General features: G+C 70.8%; 14 protein-coding genes. 10 read left to right on the top strand and 4 right to left on the bottom strand.

What is annotated here, in order from left to right:
• Positions 1 to 35 precede the first annotated feature (35 nt).
• The gene (locus ACWDGI_RS33155) at positions 36 to 2795 is read right to left on the bottom strand and encodes a penicillin acylase family protein (protein ID WP_450765422.1); all 2760 of its coding nucleotides are present in this window, start codon (positions 2793 to 2795) and stop codon (positions 36 to 38) included.
• 175 nt (positions 2796 to 2970) lie between these two features.
• On the opposite strand from ACWDGI_RS33155, the gene ACWDGI_RS33150 reads away from it, so the two are divergent.
• From ACWDGI_RS33150 to mscL, 6 genes are all read left to right on the top strand, one after another.
• A complete protein-coding gene (locus ACWDGI_RS33150; protein WP_450765420.1) occupies positions 2971 to 4599 on the top strand; it encodes a potassium/proton antiporter in 1629 nt (542 codons plus the stop codon).
• Positions 4600 to 4976: 377 nt separating this feature from the next.
• Entirely contained in the window at positions 4977 to 6269 is a 1293-nt protein-coding gene (locus tag ACWDGI_RS33145) for an MFS transporter (protein ID WP_450765418.1), read from the top strand.
• A gap of 67 nt (positions 6270 to 6336) precedes the next feature.
• Entirely contained in the window at positions 6337 to 6654 is a 318-nt protein-coding gene (locus ACWDGI_RS33140) for an FmdB family zinc ribbon protein (RefSeq protein WP_450765416.1), read from the top strand.
• Between the two features lie 100 nt (positions 6655 to 6754).
• The gene (locus tag ACWDGI_RS33135) at positions 6755 to 7588 is read left to right on the top strand and encodes an S-methyl-5'-thioadenosine phosphorylase (protein ID WP_450765414.1); all 834 of its coding nucleotides are present in this window, start codon (positions 6755 to 6757) and stop codon (positions 7586 to 7588) included.
• 178 nt (positions 7589 to 7766) lie between these two features.
• A complete protein-coding gene (locus ACWDGI_RS33130; RefSeq protein ID WP_450765412.1) occupies positions 7767 to 8342 on the top strand; it encodes a hypothetical protein in 576 nt (191 codons plus the stop codon).
• A 138-nt stretch (positions 8343 to 8480) separates the two neighbouring features.
• Complete coding sequence (gene mscL / locus ACWDGI_RS33125) at positions 8481 to 8957, top strand: large conductance mechanosensitive channel protein MscL (RefSeq protein WP_450765410.1); 477 nt, start codon at positions 8481 to 8483, stop codon at positions 8955 to 8957.
• Positions 8958 to 9033: 76 nt separating this feature from the next.
• Here mscL and ACWDGI_RS33120 read toward each other — a convergent pair whose 3' ends face one another.
• Complete coding sequence (locus ACWDGI_RS33120) at positions 9034 to 9213, bottom strand: hypothetical protein (RefSeq protein WP_450765408.1); 180 nt, start codon at positions 9211 to 9213, stop codon at positions 9034 to 9036.
• A gap of 494 nt (positions 9214 to 9707) precedes the next feature.
• Here ACWDGI_RS33120 and ACWDGI_RS33115 point away from each other — a divergent pair, with 494 nt between their 5' ends.
• The 4 genes from ACWDGI_RS33115 to ACWDGI_RS33100 all read left to right on the top strand — a co-directional run bounded on the left by ACWDGI_RS33115 (position 9708) and on the right by ACWDGI_RS33100 (position 14301).
• Positions 9708 to 10946, top strand: coding sequence for a low temperature requirement protein A (locus tag ACWDGI_RS33115; protein ID WP_450765407.1), 1239 nt, complete (start codon positions 9708 to 9710; stop codon positions 10944 to 10946).
• 39 nt (positions 10947 to 10985) lie between these two features.
• Positions 10986 to 12011 (top strand): P1 family peptidase, encoded by a 1026-nt coding sequence (locus tag ACWDGI_RS33110; RefSeq protein ID WP_450765405.1) that lies wholly within the window; start codon positions 10986 to 10988, stop codon positions 12009 to 12011.
• Positions 12012 to 12173: 162 nt separating this feature from the next.
• Positions 12174 to 13397 (top strand): L,D-transpeptidase, encoded by a 1224-nt coding sequence (locus ACWDGI_RS33105; protein ID WP_450765403.1) that lies wholly within the window; start codon positions 12174 to 12176, stop codon positions 13395 to 13397.
• 157 nt (positions 13398 to 13554) lie between these two features.
• The gene (locus ACWDGI_RS33100; protein WP_450765401.1) at positions 13555 to 14301 is read left to right on the top strand and encodes a DUF6227 family protein; all 747 of its coding nucleotides are present in this window, start codon (positions 13555 to 13557) and stop codon (positions 14299 to 14301) included.
• A 24-nt stretch (positions 14302 to 14325) separates the two neighbouring features.
• Here the strand turns inward: ACWDGI_RS33100 and ACWDGI_RS33095 are convergent, their stop codons facing one another.
• Positions 14326 to 14577: a hypothetical protein gene (locus ACWDGI_RS33095; RefSeq protein WP_450765399.1), complete on the bottom strand. Its 252-nt coding sequence runs from the start codon at positions 14575 to 14577 to the stop codon at positions 14326 to 14328.
• A gap of 109 nt (positions 14578 to 14686) precedes the next feature.
• A complete protein-coding gene (locus ACWDGI_RS33090) occupies positions 14687 to 16831 on the bottom strand; it encodes a PTS fructose transporter subunit IIABC (protein WP_450765397.1) in 2145 nt (714 codons plus the stop codon).
• Between the last annotated feature and the right edge of the window lie 174 nt (positions 16832 to 17005).

Below are 17005 nucleotides of genomic sequence, written 5' to 3'. Positions count from 1 at the left end.
GAGGGCCGTTTCCTGCGGCGTGCGGTCAGGCGGGCTCAGGGCTTCAGGACGAGCGTGTCGCCGGTGCTCTTGTCGACCGCCTTGTCCGAGAAGGACCACGGGAGCAGTTCGCCGTCGGCCCACTTGCCTGTCTGGTCGGTGTAGTGGGCGCTGAAGGCGTGGCCGGAGGCTCCGGTGAGGTTGATCCACTTGGATTTGTCGAGATCGTCGAGGTTGACGACCATCCGCATGGAGGGGACCCAGACGACGCCGTAGCCGCCTGCGGCGTTCCAGCCGGTCGCGTTGACCGTGGCCTCGCCGCCGCTGAGCTTCCAGGGGCCGCGGTTGAGGACGTACTGGACGATGGCCGGGCCGTCGGTGCCCAGGGTCTGGTTCTTCAGGAACAGGCGGTGCAGCCGGCCCCAGCTCCAGGTGTCGATGTCCTTGCCGAGCTTGGCGGTGAGCTCCCAGCGGGCGTCGATCATGGCGCGGGCGAACAACTCGTTCATGTTGTCGGCCTTGGGGCGGGTGCCGGACGCGGGCGTCTTCCACCAGTCGCTGTTCGGCTTGTCCATGAGGGTGCGGACCACCTCGAACCAGCGGTCGCCGCCGTCCGGCTGGGCCTGGTCGGCGTCGCGCTCGCCGCACTCGCGGACCTTGGAGTCCTCGTCGACCGGACCGGTGCTGTCGGCCTTCTCGACCCACAGGCACTGGCCCTTGACCCGCAGTTCCTTGGGCAGTTTGTTGCCGAAGGCGAGCTTGAGGATGTTGCGCCAGACCGAGTTGAAGTAGGCGGCGGCCGCGGAGTCGGCGTCCTGGGTGTAGTCCCAGCCTTCGAGGAGCTTCTGCGCCTCGCGGACGTCCTTGTCGTCGAGGTTGATCTTCAGCAGCTTGGGCACCAGCAGCTTGGCGATCTCACTGCTGTTGTCCAGCTGCATCTGGCGCATGTCGTCGGTGGAGATCTTGCCGCCGTCCTTGATCTTCGACTCGATCAGGTCGGTGATGCGCTGGCTGCGGGTGCCGTAGCCCCAGTCGGTGGTGAGCGTGTAGGGGTACTTGTCCTTGCCGACCACGGCCTGGTTGGCGGTGACGATGTAGCCGCGCTCCGGGTCGTACTCGTAGGGCAGTTCGTCCTGCTTGATGTACCCGGTCCACGCGTACTTGGAGTCCCAGCCGGGGGCCGGGATGGAGCCGTCGTCGGCCGACGATCGCGTGGGGATCCTGCCGGGCAGCGTGTAGCCGATGTGGTTCTTGGTGTCGGCGTAGATCAGGTTCTGCGAGGGCACGTCGAACTGGGCGGCCGCGTCGCGGAAGCTGCTCCAGTCGGACGCCTTGTCGAGGGCGAATACGGCGTCCATGGTGGTGCCCGGTTCGAGGGCGGTCCACTTCAGTGCGACGCCGTAGCCATCGCCTCGGTCGGGTGCGGCGGTGTCGACGGAGGCCTTCCTGCCGACCTGGACGAGTTCGTCGTCGCGGTCGGACAGCAGGGGCATCCCGTCGGCGGTCTGGCGTACGACGATCTTCTTCGACGTGCCGCCGGCGACCTTGATGGTCTCCTCGCGGGTGGTGAAGGGCTTGGTCTTGCGGTCGTACAGGTAACCGTCGCCGGAGAGCTTCTCCAGGTAGAGGTCGGTGACGTCGACACCGGAGTTGGTCATGCCCCAGGCGATGTCGGCGTTGTGTCCGATGATCACACCGGGCATGCCGGCGAAGGTGTATCCGGTGACGTCGTACTGGCACTTGCTGGAGACCGTCGTGCAGTGCAGGCCCATCTGGTACCAGACGGACGGCAGCGAGGCCGACAGGTGCGGGTCGTTGGCGAGCAGCGGCTTGCCGGTGATGGTGTACTTGCCCGCGACGACCCAGGAGTTGGAGCCGATGCCCTGGCCGTTCACACCGACGGCCGTGGGGACGTCGTCCATGACGTTGTAGAGGCCCGCCAGCTGGCTTGTGAGCGCCGAACCGGTGGCCGACGAGGTGGAGTAGCCACTCGTGCCCGTCGAGGTCCCGGAGCCGCTTGCGGAGCCGCTCTGCTCAAACGTCTTGGTGACCTCCTCGTACTGGCCCTCCTGGACGATCGGCTTGTTGCGGCTGTACGGGTACTCCGGGTAGAGGTCCTTGATCTGCTGCGGGCCGAGGCGGCTGGTCATCAGGGCGCGGTCGATCTCGTCCTTCATGTTGCCGCGCAGGTCCCAGGCCATCGCCTTCAGCCAGGAGACCGAGTCGACGGGCGTCCACTGCTCGGGCTTGTAGTCGTTGATGAAGCCGAGAGCCGCGTACTCCAGGGAGATGTCCTTGCCGTCCTTGCCGGCGAGGTAGGCGTTGACTCCCTTGGAGTAGGCCTGGAGGTACTTCTTCGTCGAGTCCGACAGCTTGGTGTCGTACTCCTCCTTCGCGACCCGGTCCCAGCCCAGGGTGCGCAGGAACTCGTCGTCCTTCACCTGGCCCTTGCCGAACATCTCGGACAGGCGCCCGGAGGTCATGTGGCGGCGCACGTCCATCTCGTAGAACCGGTCCTGCGCCTGGACGTAGCCCTGCGCCATGAACAGGTCCGCGTCGGACGAGGCGTAGATCTGCGGGATTCCGTAGCCGTCCCGCTTCACGGTCACGGGTCCGGAGAGGCCCTTGAGCGTGAGCGAACCCTTGGTCTGCGGGAAGGACGCGCGGACCGTGCTGATCGACCAGTACGCCCCGTAGGCGATGCCCCCGACGATGGCGAGGACGAGCACCAGAACGATCAGGCGGGCTTTGCGCCCCTTCTTCCTGCCGGACTTGCCAGGCTTGTCACCCGATGTGGCGGTGGTGTTGGGGGGCATCGCTGTCCTTGCTGTCCTAACGCGAGCGGCAGGCGGTCCTGGAGTGCTGGAGCAACCATAGGCGCAGGGCCTCACGCGCCTTGACGCGGAGTCGGGAACCGGCGGGCACGGCCGTTCGATCTTGCCTCGCGCAACGTCAAGAAAGCGTCAAGAGTTAGGTAAGGTAACGAAGTACTTGGGTGCGGAGCGCCGCAGCCTCGGGTCCTGTGTACGTGAGCTTTCGCGTCGCCCGCGCGCGAGCCGACGGAGGGAATCGCCACTGACTGTCCAGCACCTCAACCAGCTCCTGCTCGTCTGCTCCCTGGTCCTGCTCGTCGCCGTCGCGGCGGTCCGGATCTCCTCGCGCAGCGGGCTCCCCAGCCTGCTCGTGTACCTGGGGATCGGCGTCCTCATGGGCCAGGACGGCATCGGCGACATCCACTTCGACAACGCCGAACTGACCCAGGTCATCGGATACGCGGCCCTGGTCGTGATCCTGGCCGAGGGCGGTCTCGGAACGAAGTGGAAGGTGGTCGAACCGGTCCTGGCGTCCGCGTCCGTGCTGGCCCTGGTCGGGGTCGGGGTGAGTGTCGGGGTCACCGCGGCGGGCGCGCACTATCTGGTCGGGCTGGAGTGGCGGCAGGCGCTCATCATCGGAGCGGTGGTGTCCTCGACGGACGCGGCGGCGGTGTTCTCCGTGCTCCGGCGCATTCCCCTCCCCGCGCGCGTGACGGGCACGCTGGAGGCCGAGTCCGGCTTCAACGACGCCCCGGTGGTCATCCTGGTCGTCGCCTTCTCCACCGCGGGCCCGGTCGAGCACTGGTACGTCCTGCTGGGCGAGATAGCCCTGGAACTGGCCATCGGTGCGGCCATGGGCCTCGCGGTCGGCTGGCTCGGGTCCTGGGGCCTCAGGCATGTGGCACTGCCCGCCTCCGGCCTCTACCCGATCGCCGTGATGGCCATCGCGGTCACGGCGTACGCCGCCGGCGCGCTGGCGCACGGCAGCGGCTTCCTCGCCGTGTACCTCGCCTCCATGGTGCTCGGCAACGCCAGGCTGCCGCACTGGCCCGCCACGCGCGGCTTCGCCGAGGGACTCGGCTGGATCGCCCAGATCGGCATGTTCGTCCTGCTCGGCCTGCTGGTCACCCCGCACGAACTCGGTGACGACATCTGGCCGGCCCTGATCATCGGGCTCGCGCTCACCATGGTGGCCCGGCCCCTGAGCGTGATCGTCAGCCTCGCGCCGTTCCGTGTGCCGTGGCGGGAGCAGACCCTGATGTCCTGGGCCGGCCTGCGCGGCGCCGTCCCCATCATCCTGGCGACGATCCCCATGGTGAACGGCGTCGACACCAGCCACCGGATCTTCAACATCGTCTTCGTCCTGGTCGTCGTCTACACCCTCGTCCAGGGGCCGACGCTGCCCTGGCTGGCCCGCAAGCTGCGGCTCGGCGACTACCCGGAGGCGGCCGACCTCGGCATCGAGTCCGCGCCCCTGGAGCGGCTGCGCGGGCACCTGCTGTCCGTCACAATCCCCGAGGGCTCGCGGATGCACGGCGTGGAGGTCAACGAGCTGCGGCTGCCCGCCGGAGCCGCCGTCACCCTGGTCGTCCGCGAAGGAAAATCGTTTGTTCCGCTGCCCACGACGGTGCTGCGGCGCGGGGATGAACTCCTCGTGGTCGCCACCGACCCGGTACGCGACGCCGCTGAGCGCCGGCTGCGCGCGGTCGGGCACGGAGGCAAGCTGGCGAGCTGGCTGGGCACGAACGGAACGGCGAGCGCGGGGTCGGGCGCGGGGCCGGGGCCGGGGTCGCCCTCCGGGCGGTGAGCGCGGGCGCACGGGACGGTCAGGGGCGCCGGGGGCGCGGGACGGCCGCGGGCGCTGGCGCGCGCGGCGCCTGCGGCCGCGGCCGCGGGGCGCGCGAGGGGCGTGTTAAGGGTGCGTTTCGGGCGGTTCACACCCCGCCCAATCCCAGGTGAACGCCCCCTATGGTGCCCGTTTTCACAGGTGTGCGGCGTGTCGAGCCCTGTACGATGAAAGCACCCTGATCGAACCAACTCTGCCTGACGCAGAGCTGGCGCGACCGTATGGCGGCCGGATCGCTCTTCGCAGTGGACACCGGTATCTACCGCAGTTCCGCGCAAGAGGACAGCTCTCGGCGCCCCCGCACGGGCGCGCTACCAGGCGGCAGAAAGGCACGGGCCGTGGAATCCACGGTCACCACCGAGCCGTCGGAGAACTCGGCGACGCCGCCCCGCCCGGGATACGGACAGCTGCTGCGCACCCGCGGCGCCTGGACGTTCCTGCTTCCCGGTTTCGCGGCGCGCCAGCCGTTCGCGATGCTCACCATCTCGATCGTGCTGCTCGTGCAGCACACCACCGGCTCGTACGGCGCCGCGGGCGCCGCCGCGGCGGTCACCGGTGTCTCCATGGCGCTGTTCGCGCCCTACAGCGGGCGCCTCGCCGACCGCTACGGGCAGCGCGCGGTGCTGATCCCCGGAGTGCTGGTCCACACGCTGTCGGGGCTCGCCTTCACGGCGCTCGCGCTGGCGCACGCGCCCTTGTGGGCGCTGTTCGTGGCGGCCGTGCCCACCGGGGCCTCGGTGCCGCAGGTCGGCCCCATGGTGCGCGCCCGCTGGGGCGTGAAGCTCCAGGACTCACCCCTCATGTCCACCGCGGCCGCCTTCGAGTCCGTCACGGACGAGCTGACCTTCGTCTTCGGCCCGTTGCTCGCGACCGCCCTGTGCACCGCCGTGGCCCCGGCCGCCGGCCTGGTCACGGAGGCCGCGCTGACCTTGGTCGGCGGTCTCCTCTTCGCCGCGCAGAAGAGCACCCAGCCGCGGGTGGCCGTCACCGGCCACGCGCGCGTGCAGCACGTCTCCGCGCTCCGCGTCCCCGGCGTGCGGGTGCTGGTCGTCGCCTTCCTCGGCATCGGATCGGTCTTCGGCGGCATGCAGGTCTCGCTCGCCGCGTTCACCGAGTCGATCGGTGAGCCCGGCCTGAACGGCGTCCTGTACGGCACGTTCGCCGCGGGCAACATGCTCTCGGGCATCGTCTGCGGCGCGATCGTCTGGAAGGCCGCCCCGCACCGGCGCCTGGTCGTCGGTTACGCGGCGCTGGCGCTGACCGCGTCGGCGCTGTGGACGTCCCATTCCGCGCTCGTCCTGGCGGGCCTCGGCCTGCTGGTCGGCATGTGCATCGCACCCGCGCTGATCACCGGCTACACGCTGGTCGAGGGCCTGGTCCCCGCAGGCGCCCGCACTGAGGCGTTCACCTGGCTGACCGGCGCGGTGGCGCTCGGCCAGGCGGCCGCGGTCACGGTCGCCGGACAGCTGGAGGACCGCCTGTGGGGCGGCGCCGGATTCCTGGTGCCGATGGCGGGCACGGTGCTCGCCCTGGTGACCCTTCTGGCGCTGCGCTCGCGACTCGTCACCCGGCCCCGGAACCGTACGGTCGCACGTGGCGTCGGTCACCGCGTGCCGGTGACGGTGGACTGATCCTCGGGAATACGTCACTATGGACCGTCGTTAGCACTCATCGAGTGAGAGTGCCAGGAGGAAGACAGTGCCGACCTACCAGTACCAGTGCACCGAGTGCGGCGAGGGCCTCGAGGCGGTGCAGAAGTTCACCGACGACGCCCTGACCGAGTGCCCCAACTGCGGTGGCCGCCTGAAGAAGGTGTTCTCCGCCGTCGGCATTGTCTTCAAGGGCTCGGGTTTCTACCGCAACGACAGCCGCGGCTCCTCGTCGAGCAGCAGCCCCGCGTCGAAGCCGTCGAGTTCCGGCTCGTCGAGCACGTCGTCCGACTCGAAGTCGTCGTCCTCGACGTCATCCTCGGGCTCGACGTCCTCCTCGGGCTCCGCCAGCAGCTCCGCCGCCTGAGACTCCTCTTCCCGGACCCCGCCGTCGTGTGACGGCGGGGTCCGAGGTGTTCCCGGGCACCGGGTCCGGCGTGCCGCGGCGGCCAGCTAGTGTGCTGGGCATGGTGAACGCAGAGATCGGCGTAATCGGCGGCTCCGGCTTCTACTCCTTCCTCGAGGACGTGACCGAGGTCCAGGTCGACACGCCCTACGGGCCGCCCAGCGACTCCCTTTTCCTCGGCGAGATCGCCGGCCGCCGGGTCGCCTTCCTGCCCCGTCACGGACGCGGCCACCATCTGCCGCCGCACCGCATCAACTACCGGGCCAACCTCTGGGCGCTGCGCTCCGTCGGCGTGCGCCAGGTACTGGGCCCGTGCGCGGTGGGCGGTCTGCGCCCCGAGTACGGGCCGGGCACGCTCCTCGTACCGGACCAGCTGGTGGACCGTACGAAGTCCCGGGCGCAGTCGTACTTCGACGGGCTGCCGCTGCCCGACGGCACCGTGCCGAACGTGGTGCACGTGTCCCTGGCCGACCCCTACTGCCCCACCGGGCGGGCCGCGGCGCTCAAGGCGGCTCACGGCCGGGACTGGGAGCCGGTGGACCGGGGCACGCTGGTCGTGATCGAGGGACCGCGCTTCTCGACGCGCGCCGAGTCGCTGTGGCACCAGGCTCAGGGTTGGTCCGTGGTGGGCATGACCGGTCATCCGGAGGCGGCGCTCGCCCGCGAACTGGAGCTCTGCTACACGTCGTTGACGCTGGTCACCGACCTGGACGCGGGCGCCGAGACCGGTGAGGGCGTCTCGCACGACGAGGTGCTGCGGGTGTTCGCGGCGAACGTGGACCGGCTGCGGGGCGTGCTGTTCGACGCGGTGGCGGCCCTGCCGGAGAACACGGCACGGGACTGCCTGTGCACGAACGCGCTCGGCGGGATGGACCCGGGATTCCCGCTGCCGTAGCACGGGCGCCAGGGCGGTTCATCGAGCGGCCGTGCCGCTGTGGAAAACGTGCGGAATTCCTCGTTCGGGTGGCGGAGTTGTCCACAACCCGTGGGTAGCCCACGGGCTCCGACGCGTTTCGGCACGAGGCCTCATCGTGGCCTCGCAAGCCGATTCCTCGTCGCAGGTGGTGATCCACATGTCCGTTCCCCCACCCTCCTCCCCCGTTTTCCCCCCTCCCCTTCGCGTCCCGCGCCCGCTGGGCACGGACGCCCCCGCCACCTGCGAGGTCCCGCACTTCGACCCGGTGCGGGTACGCGGCGGGAGCCACCTGCTGGGGCGGCTGCTGCGGCACCGCAGGCGGGCCCTCGCGGCCGGCCTGGCAATCACGGCGGCGGCGCTCGTGGCGGCCGGGCCCCGCGCCGCCACGGATCCCCTGCGCGCCGAGCGGACCCGGAAGCATCCGGCCACCCAGCCGGTACGGCGGCACGCCCCGCCCGTGGACATGGTGACGGCGCCGGTGCGGATCGCCGACGCCGCCACGGTCCGCCTGCTGCGCCCCGGCGACCGGGTGGACGTCATCGCCGCCGGCGATCCCGCGACGGGCGGGGAGGCCCGGGTGATCGCGCGTGGGGTGCGTGTGAAGGAGCTGCCGGAACCGGTCGAGGGGACCTCGGAGAGCGGGGCGCTGGTGGTGCTCTCGGTTCCGCGCACCGCCGCGGCACGGCTGGTCGGCGCGAGCGCCACGGCACGGCTGGCGGTGACGTTGTGCTGAACAGCCTGGGGAAATTTCTTGGCCGAATCCTGTCAAGTCGCTCGTTCGAGCTGCCGGATTGGACCAGATGGCCGCATGGTGGCGTAGGTTGCGGAGCGTTTTGTTCCACACCCTGTGCATGCGAGGAGAGTCCCCGAGGTGAGCGAGAAGAAGGAACCGGGCATCTGGCAGGGCTTCAAGGCCTTCCTAATGCGTGGAAACGTCGTCGATCTGGCAGTCGCGGTCGTCATCGGCGCCGCCTTCACGAACATTGTCAACTCGGTGGTGAAGGGGATCATCAACCCGCTGGTCGGCTCGATCGGCACGAAGAACCTCGACAGCTACAGCTCGTGCCTGAAGGACCCGTGCGCGTTGAACCCGGACGGCTCGGTGAAGAGCGGCATTCCGATCATGTGGGGCTCCGTCCTGGGAGCCACGCTGAGCTTCGTGATCACCGCGGCGGTCGTGTACTTCCTGATGGTCCTGCCGATGGCGAAGTACCTGGCCCGAATAGAGGCTCGCAGGAGGGCGAAGGAGGGCACGCGCGAGGTCGTCGAGGTGACCGAGCTGGAGGTGCTGCAGCAGATCCGCGACGCCCTGGTCGCGCAGCGCGGGTCCGGGCACAACGAGCGCTAGCGACACTGCCGCGGGCGGCCCTGACGACGGCGCGGGCCGCCCGGCGGTGGTGGGTCCGGGCGACGGCGCGGACGGTTCAGAGGTGGTGGGGCGGCTTCTCGTCGAGGAAGCGCTTGAGGTCGGCCGCGGAGTCCCCGTCCGGCCGCTCGCCCCAGCCGCCGTCCGTGTCGTCCGAGGACTGCCGGTCCAGCGGGTCGTCGAAGATCAGCGCGGCCTTCGGGTCGCGCGGCTCGGGCTCGGGGGCGGCGGTGCTCATGCCTCAAGAGTACGGTCCGTACGGTCCCGGCCCGGCCGAGGCGCCCGGCGGCCCTGGACCTGCCACCCGGCCCGACCGGTACGCGGCCGCACACGAGGCCACGGATGCCGCCACCGCGGATTCCGCGGCCGTGGGCGAGCCCGATGACTCCGAGTTCTTCGCGGGCCCTGATCTGCTCACCGGATTCCGTGCGTTCCTGGACGAGCAGTTCAGCCGGCCGTTCGCTCGCGACGAGCAGGCCCCGGCCGCCGGCACGACGACGGTCCACGAGCCGTACCGCGAGACCACCGCGGAGACCGTCCCGGCGCTCGCCCGCGCCGCGCGCCCGGGCGCCAGCGTCGCCCATGGCTGCGTCCACACCGTCCACACCGTTCGTCCGGCGGTCCGGCTGGGACCGCGCCTGCGCCCTTCTCGCCCTGCCCATCGCCCTCCCCCATCCCCGCTCGTGAACACGCTCACAAGCTTTCGGTGTCCTTTTCTGCTGTGCTGGACGCATGACGTCGAGTTCCGCTCCGGCGCCCGCTTCCCAGGGCGCGCCCCAGCACCTCCGGCCGCTGCGCCGGCTCACCGCGCGCGGGCGCGACGAAGCCCACCGCGTCGCCTCCCCGCTCGAGCTCTTCTTCGACCTGTGTTTCGTGGTGGCCATCGCACAGGCGGGTGGGGAGCTGGTGCACGCCGTCGCGGAGGGCCGTCCCGGCCTGGGCATCCTGAACTACGGGATGCTGTTCTTCGCCATCTGGTGGGCCTGGATGAACTTCACCTGGTTCTCCTCGGCGTACGACAACGACGACGCGCTCTACCGGGTCGTCACCCTGATCCAGATCGCCGGCGTGCTGGTGCTGGCGGCCGGCATCTCGCGGGGCTTCGCGGACCACGAGTACATGGCGGTCTGGCTGGGCTACGTGATCATGCGGCTGGCGATGGCCGCGCAGTGGCTGAGAGCCGCACGGTCGGCCGAGGGCGCGGAGAGAACAATGGCCCTCCGGTACGCGGGCGGCGTGCTGCTGTGCCAGGTCGGCTGGACGGGCCTGGTGCTGCTGCCGGAGCAGGCGCGCGCCTGGGTGTTCCTGGTGATGGCGGTCGTCGAGATGTGTGTGCCGCTGTACGCGGAGAAGGATCATGCGACCTCGTGGCATCCGCACCACATCGCCGAACGGTACGGGCTGTTCACGATCATCGTGCTCGGGGAGACGATCGCGGCGGCGACCGCCGCCGTGAAGTCGGCCGTGGCCGAGCATGACGCGCTGGGCGAGCTGCTGCCGATCGCCGCGGGCGGTCTGCTGATCGTCTTCTCCGCGTGGTGGATCTACTTCGTGGTGCCGATCCACGGCCATCTGCGCTCCAACAGGCAGTCGTTCCTGTGGGGTTACGGCCACTACCTGATCTTCGCGTCGGCGGCCTCGATCGGCGCGGGCCTGGAGGTGGCCGTGGAGCAGGCGGTCGGCACGGCGCACATCTCGACGCCGGCCGCCTCGGCGGCCGTGACCCTGCCGACGGCGCTGTACCTGCTGACCGTGTGGGCGCTGCACTCGCGGTACTTCAAGGTCGGCATCGCCCAGCAGCTGGTGCTGCCCGTGACGGCGCTGCTGGTGATCTGCTGCACCTTCCTGGGCGACCGGGCGGTGCCGGCGGCGGGCCTGGTGTCCGCGCTGGCGGTGGCGACCGGGACGGCCCTGACGGCGCGCACGGCCGGTCGTGAGCGCCCGGCGGACGCCACCGCGGGCGCCTCCTGACGCTCCGGGTCCAGGGCGGTCTGGGCCAGACTGGCCGTCATGACAGTTGACGCATTGACGGACGTGGCCGGGCTGCGGGTGGGACACGCGTCGCGCAGCGGCGACGGCTGGCTCACCGGCACCACGGTGGTCCTCGCTCCCGAGGGCGGCGCGGTCGCCGCGGTGGACGTGCGCGGCGGCGGTCCGGGCACCAAGGAGACGGACGCGCTCGACCCGCGCAACCTGGTGCAGCGGGTGGAGGCCATCGTGCTCACGGGCGGCAGCGCCTACGGGCTCGACGCGGCGTCCGGGGTGATGGCCTGGCTGGAGGAGCGCGGGCGCGGGGTGCGGGTGGGGCCGGATCCGGCGCACGTGGTGCCGGTCGTGCCCGCCGCCTGCGTCTTCGACCTGGGGCGGGGCGGGGACTTCCGGGCCCGCCCGGACGCGGCCATGGGGCGCGCGGCGGTCGAGAAGGCCGCGGCGAGCGCGCCCGGGGCGCCGGTACGGGAGGGGTGCGTGGGCGCCGGTACGGGCGCCGTGGCCGGGGCGCTGAAGGGCGGGGTGGGCAGCGCGAGCGCGGTGCTGGAGTCGGGGATCACGGTGGCCGCGCTGGTGGTGGCCAATGCCGCCGGCGCGGTGACGGATCCCGAAACGGGCGTGCTGTACGGGGAGTTGTTCCAGGGGCGCGTGGCGTACCCCGAGGAGCGGGTGCACGAGGCCGCGCGCCGGCGGCTCGCCGAGGCGGCTGCCGGCAACGGGCTCCCGCCGCTCAACACCACGCTCGCGGTGGTGGCGACCGACGCCGACCTCTCCAAGGCGCAGGCGCAGAAGCTGGCCGGGACGGCGCACGACGGGATCGCGCGCGCCGTGCGGCCGGTGCACCTGCTGCACGACGGGGACACGGTGTTCGCGCTGGCGACGGGTGCGCGTCCGCTCGACGCGAGCCCGCTCGCGCTCAACGAGATCCTCGCGGCCGGCGCGGACCTGGTGACGCGCGCCGTCGTGCACGCCGTGCGCGCCGCCGAGTCCGTGGCCGGGCCGGGCGGAGTGTGGCCGTCGTACGGGGAGTTGTACGGGTCGCGATGACGGCGGCGGGGGCGCGCCCCTGTCGCGCGTTCTCGCCGATTGTCCCGGTTCTGTCACGTGATGGCGTTCGCGGCCGCCCGGGGGAACCCGAACCCGCGTCGGCGCCCTCTCTCTCCACGCACTGGAGCGGATCACGCACATCACAAGAACTTGGAGCAGCCCGTGACAACGCCGGACATTGCAGCGCGGCGCGCACTGGGGGCCTGTGCCGCCCTGATGGTCGGCGCCCTCACCCTGACCGCCTGCGGCGGCAACGCCAGCGCCAAGAGCGACGACAGCAGGGGCGGGCAGGACAGCGCCGCCAAGACGTCGACCGCGAAGATCGTCATCTCGGCGAAGGACGGTTCGACCGGCGCGTCCATCAACACGACCGGCGTGCAGGTCAGCGACGGCAAGCTGACCGTCGTGAAGATGACCGTGGCAGGGTCGGGGCAGGCCGTGGACGGCACCCTCTCGGCGGACGGCAGCACCTGGAAGCCGAAGGAGCAGTTGGAGCGCGGCACGAAGTACGAGATATCGGCGACCGCGAAGGACCCCAAGGGGCTCACGGCGGCGGCCAACTCCATCTTCACCACCGTCAATTCGACGAACAGCTACATCGGGACGTACACGCCGGACAACGGGACGACGGTCGGCGTGGGGATGCCGGTCTCGTTCAACTTCGACAAGGTCATCAGCGACAAGAAGGCCGTGCAGTCGCACATCACGGTCACGTCCAGCAGCGGCCAGCAGGTGGTGGGGCACTGGTTCGGCTCGCAGCGGCTGGACTTCCGGCCGCAGGACTACTGGAAGGCCGGCTCCAAGGTCACGATGAAGATCGACCTGGACGGGGTCGAGGGCGCGAACGGCGTCTACGGGGTGCAGAAGAAGACGGTGACCTTCACCGTCGGGCGTTCGCAGGTCTCCACGGTCGACGCGAACACGCAGACCATGACGGTGGTCCGGGACGGCAGGACGTTCAAGTCGGTGCCGGTGTCGACGGGCAGCCCGGAGCACACGACGTACAACGGGCAGATGGTGATCTCCGAGAAGTTCACCCAGACCCGGATGAACAGCCAGACGGTCGGCCTGGGCGGGGAGTACGACATCCCGGACGTGCCGCACGCGATGCGGCTGACGCAGTCGGGCACGTTCATCCACGGCAACTACTGGTACAACAAGGGCAACCCGCCGTTCGGGCGCGAGGGCACCAGCCACGGCTGTGTGGGGCTCGCGGACGTGCAGGGCGCGCAGGGTGACACGACGGCCAAGTGGTTCTACGACAACTCCCTCATCGGGGACGTCGTGATCATGAAGAACTCCCCCGACAAGACCGTGCAGCCGGACAACGGGCTCAACGGGTGGAACCTGTCGTGGAACGAGTGGACTGCCGGAAGCGCCGTCTGACCGGCTGGTTTTGACAGATCACCGGGCCGCGCGGGAACTTTTCGCGCGGCCCGCTTGTTTTCCCGGCGTACGTTTTCTCGGTTCCCGGACATGATGTCCGATCGAGGGGCTACGGTATGCACCCACAAGGTGACATGCAGCAACGCCGGGAGAAACCTTGAGCGTTCCGTACGAGACGGCAGCGTACGAACCAGCCGAGTCGCCCGAGTCTCCGGAGGAGCATCTCGCGCGGCTCCTCGGCCGTGCCCTGAACTCCTTCGAACTGCCCGACGAGGCGATAAGGCAGCTGGACTGCGCGCTGGCGCACGACAGTTCGCTGCACTCCGCACACCACAGCGCGGGGCTGCACCGGGAGACCTACCGGCACACCTGGCTGCTCGCCGACGGCTCGGCGGTCACTCTGTGGGAGCTCGTACACAACACCGCGCCCGGCAGCGCCCCGCAGGCCGAGGTGTACGTCGACGAGGAGGAGTTGCGGGCCGCGACGGCGCGGCTGCCACTGCCGCAGGACGCGCCGGACTTCGAACTGCCGGTGCTGATGACGCTGGCGGCGGTCCCCGAACCCCGGCACGTGTATGTACCGGACGACTCCGCGGACCACGCGCGCCGGCTTCTGCGCCGTGCGGAGAACGCCGACCGGCCGGATACGGAGACGGCTGAGGTGCTGGCGACGGCGTTCGCGCACCAGATCACCCAGGCGTTCGGACGACCGGGGCGGGCGGGCCGGACCGGACTGAGTTTCTCGCTCTACGAGCACGCGTTCCTGCTGAGCGACGGCCGGGAGCTGTCCCTGTGGGAGGTCGAGCACACGGCGACGCCGGACGGCCGGCACATGTGCGAGGTGTACCCGTCGGAGAACGCGGCCCGGGAGGCCATGGAGCGACGGGCCGCGCGGCGGCCCTGAGCCGGGCGCACCCGCCAGGCGTTCTCAGCGGCCGCCGAGCCGGCGTACCAGGCCGGCGAAGGCGTCCTGTTCGGCCGGGGTGAGTTCCACGGACTCGCGTGGCGGGCCGGCCTGCAGCTGGTGCGGATGGCCGGGGAGGAAGCGGCCCGGGTGCCAGGAGGTGGCCTCGCGGCGGGTGTGACGCAGCACGCGCATCAGGACGACCACCCAGGCGACGGTCGCCAGAGCGAGGGCGGTCACTCCGATCAGCTGGAGGGGCGCGACGTGCTCAGACATGCACCCCAGTACACACCACGGTCCGGGACTTTGGCCCCGGACCGTGACGTATCTCGCAGGTGCCGTGAACAACTCACAGCGAATCAAAGGGACAAGAGGGTGCGGGTGATCAGGCCGCGACGGGCTGCTTGGTCTCCTTCGTGGTGGCGGCCGGGCCGGCCGCGGAGCCGCCCGCCGGGGTCTGCGGGGCCGGCTTGCGCAGACCCTTGAGAACGACGACCAGGGCCGTGGTGACGCAGACACCGGCGGCGATGGCGATCAGGTAGAGGAACGGGTTGCCGATCAGCGGGACCACGAAGATGCCGCCGTGCGGGGCCCGCAGGGTGGCGCCGAAGGCCATCGACAGGGCGCCGGTGATCGCTCCGCCGACCATCGAGGAGGGGATGACGCGCAGCGGGTCGGCGGCAGCGAAGGGGATCGCGCCCTCGGAGATGAAGGACGCGCCCAGGACCCAGGCCGCCTTGCCGTTCTCGCGTTCGGTCTCGGTGAAGAGCTTGCCGCGCACGGTGGTGGCCAGTGCCATCGCCAGCGGCGGGACCATGCCGGCCGCCATGACCGCCGCCATGATCTTCATCGCGGAGTCGCTGGGGTTGGAGACCGCGATACCCGCCGTGGCGAAGGTGTACGCGACCTTGTTGACCGGGCCGCCGAGGTCGAAGCACATCATCAGGCCGAGCAGGGCGCCCAGCAGGACGGCGTTGGAGCCGCTGAGGCCGTTCAGCCAGTCGGTCATGCCCTTCTGGGCGGAGGCGATGGGCTTGCCGATGACGACGAACATCAGGAACCCGACGATCGCGGAGGAGATCAGCGGGATCACCACCACCGGCATGATCCCGCGGACCGCCGCCGGGATCTTCACCTTCTGGATCGCCAGCACCACACCACCGGCGAGCAGACCGGCGACGAGCCCGCCGAGGAAGCCCGCGTTGATGGTGGACGCGATCATGCCGCCGACGAAGCCGGGCACCAGACCCGGTCGGTCGGCCATGCCGTAGGCGATGTAGCCGGCCAGTACCGGGACCAGGAAGCCGAAGGCCACGGCGCCGATCTGGAAGAGCAGGGCGGCCCAGCTGTCGCTCTGGGTCCACACGAAGTGGGTCATGACCGAGGGCGCGGACTTGATCTCGTAGCCGCCGATCGCGAAGCCGAGGGCGATCAGGAGACCGCCGGCCGCGACGAACGGAACCATGTAACTCACGCCGGACATCAGCCACTTGCGCAGCTTGGTGCCGTAGCCCTCGGACTCGTCTCCGGCCCGCTCGACCGGGGTGGGCGCCGATCCGGAAGTGACCTCTCCGCGTTCGGCCCTGGCGCGCACCTCGCCGATCAGCTCGGCGGGGCGGTTGATGCCCGCCTTCACGCCGACGTCGACGGTCGGCTTGCCGGCGAAGCGGTCCTTGTCACGCACCGGCACGTCGTGCGCGAAGATCACGCCGTCGGCCGCCGCGATGACCTCGGGGTCGAGCCGGGTGAAGCCGGCCGAGCCCTGGGTCTCGACGACGAGTTCGACGCCCGCCTCGCGGCCCGCGTTCTCCAGGGACTCGGCCGCCATGTAGGTGTGGGCGATACCGGTGGGGCACGAGGTGACGGCGACGATACGGAAGGGGCGCTCGGCGGTCGCATCCGCGCCGGAGCCCGGGGTGGGCGCTTGCGCCGTGTTTGCCGCTGCGGCGCCGGCGGAGGCCGCCGCCGGCGTCGCAGCGGTGCTCTGGGAGGCGCTCACGGCGCCCTCAGCAGCGCTCGCGGTGCCCTTCGCGCCCGCGTCGGCGCCCGCGTCGCCGGCGCCCGCGGCCTCCGCGCCCTTCGTGGGCGCCTTGTCCCCCCGGATCAGCGCCGCAGCCGTCTCCGCGTCGCCCGCCGACCGCAGCGCGTCGGTGAACTCGCTGTTCATCAGCTGGCGGGCCAGTGAGGAGAGGATCGTGAGGTGGGCGTCGTCGGCGCCGGCGGGGGCCGCGATCAGGAAGACGAGGTCGGCGGGGCCGTCCGCCGCGCCGAAGTCGATGCCGGCGGCGCTGCGCCCGAAGGCGAGCGTCGGCTCGGTGACGTGGGCGCTGCGGCAGTGCGGGATGCCGATGCCGCCGTCGAGGCCGGTCGGCATCTGGGCCTCGCGGGCGGCGACGTCGGCGAGGAAGCCCTCCAGGTCGGTCACCCGGCCCAGGGCCACCATGCGCTCGGCGAGGGCGCGCGCCGCCGCTTCTTTGGTGTCGGCGGACAGGTCGAGATCGACCAGGTCCGCGGTGATCATGTCGCTCATCGCGGGCTCCTATGCACGCGTATCGCCCGGGGTGTGGGGTGGGCGGTTTCGGGGACGGGGGTGCCGTGGGGGGCGGGGTGGGAGGAGGGGCCGGGGAAGCCCCGCCTCCCGGGGACGCCGGGGCGGCTCAGGGTGCCCCGTCGACCCGTCGGCGCGGCGAGTAAAGAGGAGGAA

The sequence above is a fragment of the Streptomyces sp. NPDC001220 genome (assembly GCF_053597895.1).
The sequence above is the reverse complement of the archived record's forward strand: the minus strand, read 5'-3'. Positions and strand labels throughout refer to the sequence as shown.

Coding starts and splice junctions, on each gene's coding strand:
- ACWDGI_RS33095 (WP_450765399.1), bottom strand. CDS start 14,577: ATGTCTGAGCACGTCGCGCCCCTCCAGCTGATCGGAGTGACCGCCCTC.
- ACWDGI_RS33110 (WP_450765405.1), top strand. CDS start 10,986: ATGACAGTTGACGCATTGACGGACGTGGCCGGGCTGCGGGTGGGACAC.
- ACWDGI_RS33115 (WP_450765407.1), top strand. CDS start 9,708: ATGACGTCGAGTTCCGCTCCGGCGCCCGCTTCCCAGGGCGCGCCCCAG.
- ACWDGI_RS33130 (WP_450765412.1), top strand. CDS start 7,767: ATGTCCGTTCCCCCACCCTCCTCCCCCGTTTTCCCCCCTCCCCTTCGC.
- ACWDGI_RS33120 (WP_450765408.1), bottom strand. CDS start 9,213: ATGAGCACCGCCGCCCCCGAGCCCGAGCCGCGCGACCCGAAGGCCGCG.
- ACWDGI_RS33090 (WP_450765397.1), bottom strand. CDS start 16,831: ATGAGCGACATGATCACCGCGGACCTGGTCGATCTCGACCTGTCCGCC.
- ACWDGI_RS33135 (WP_450765414.1), top strand. CDS start 6,755: ATGGTGAACGCAGAGATCGGCGTAATCGGCGGCTCCGGCTTCTACTCC.
- ACWDGI_RS33155 (WP_450765422.1), bottom strand. CDS start 2,795: ATGCCCCCCAACACCACCGCCACATCGGGTGACAAGCCTGGCAAGTCC.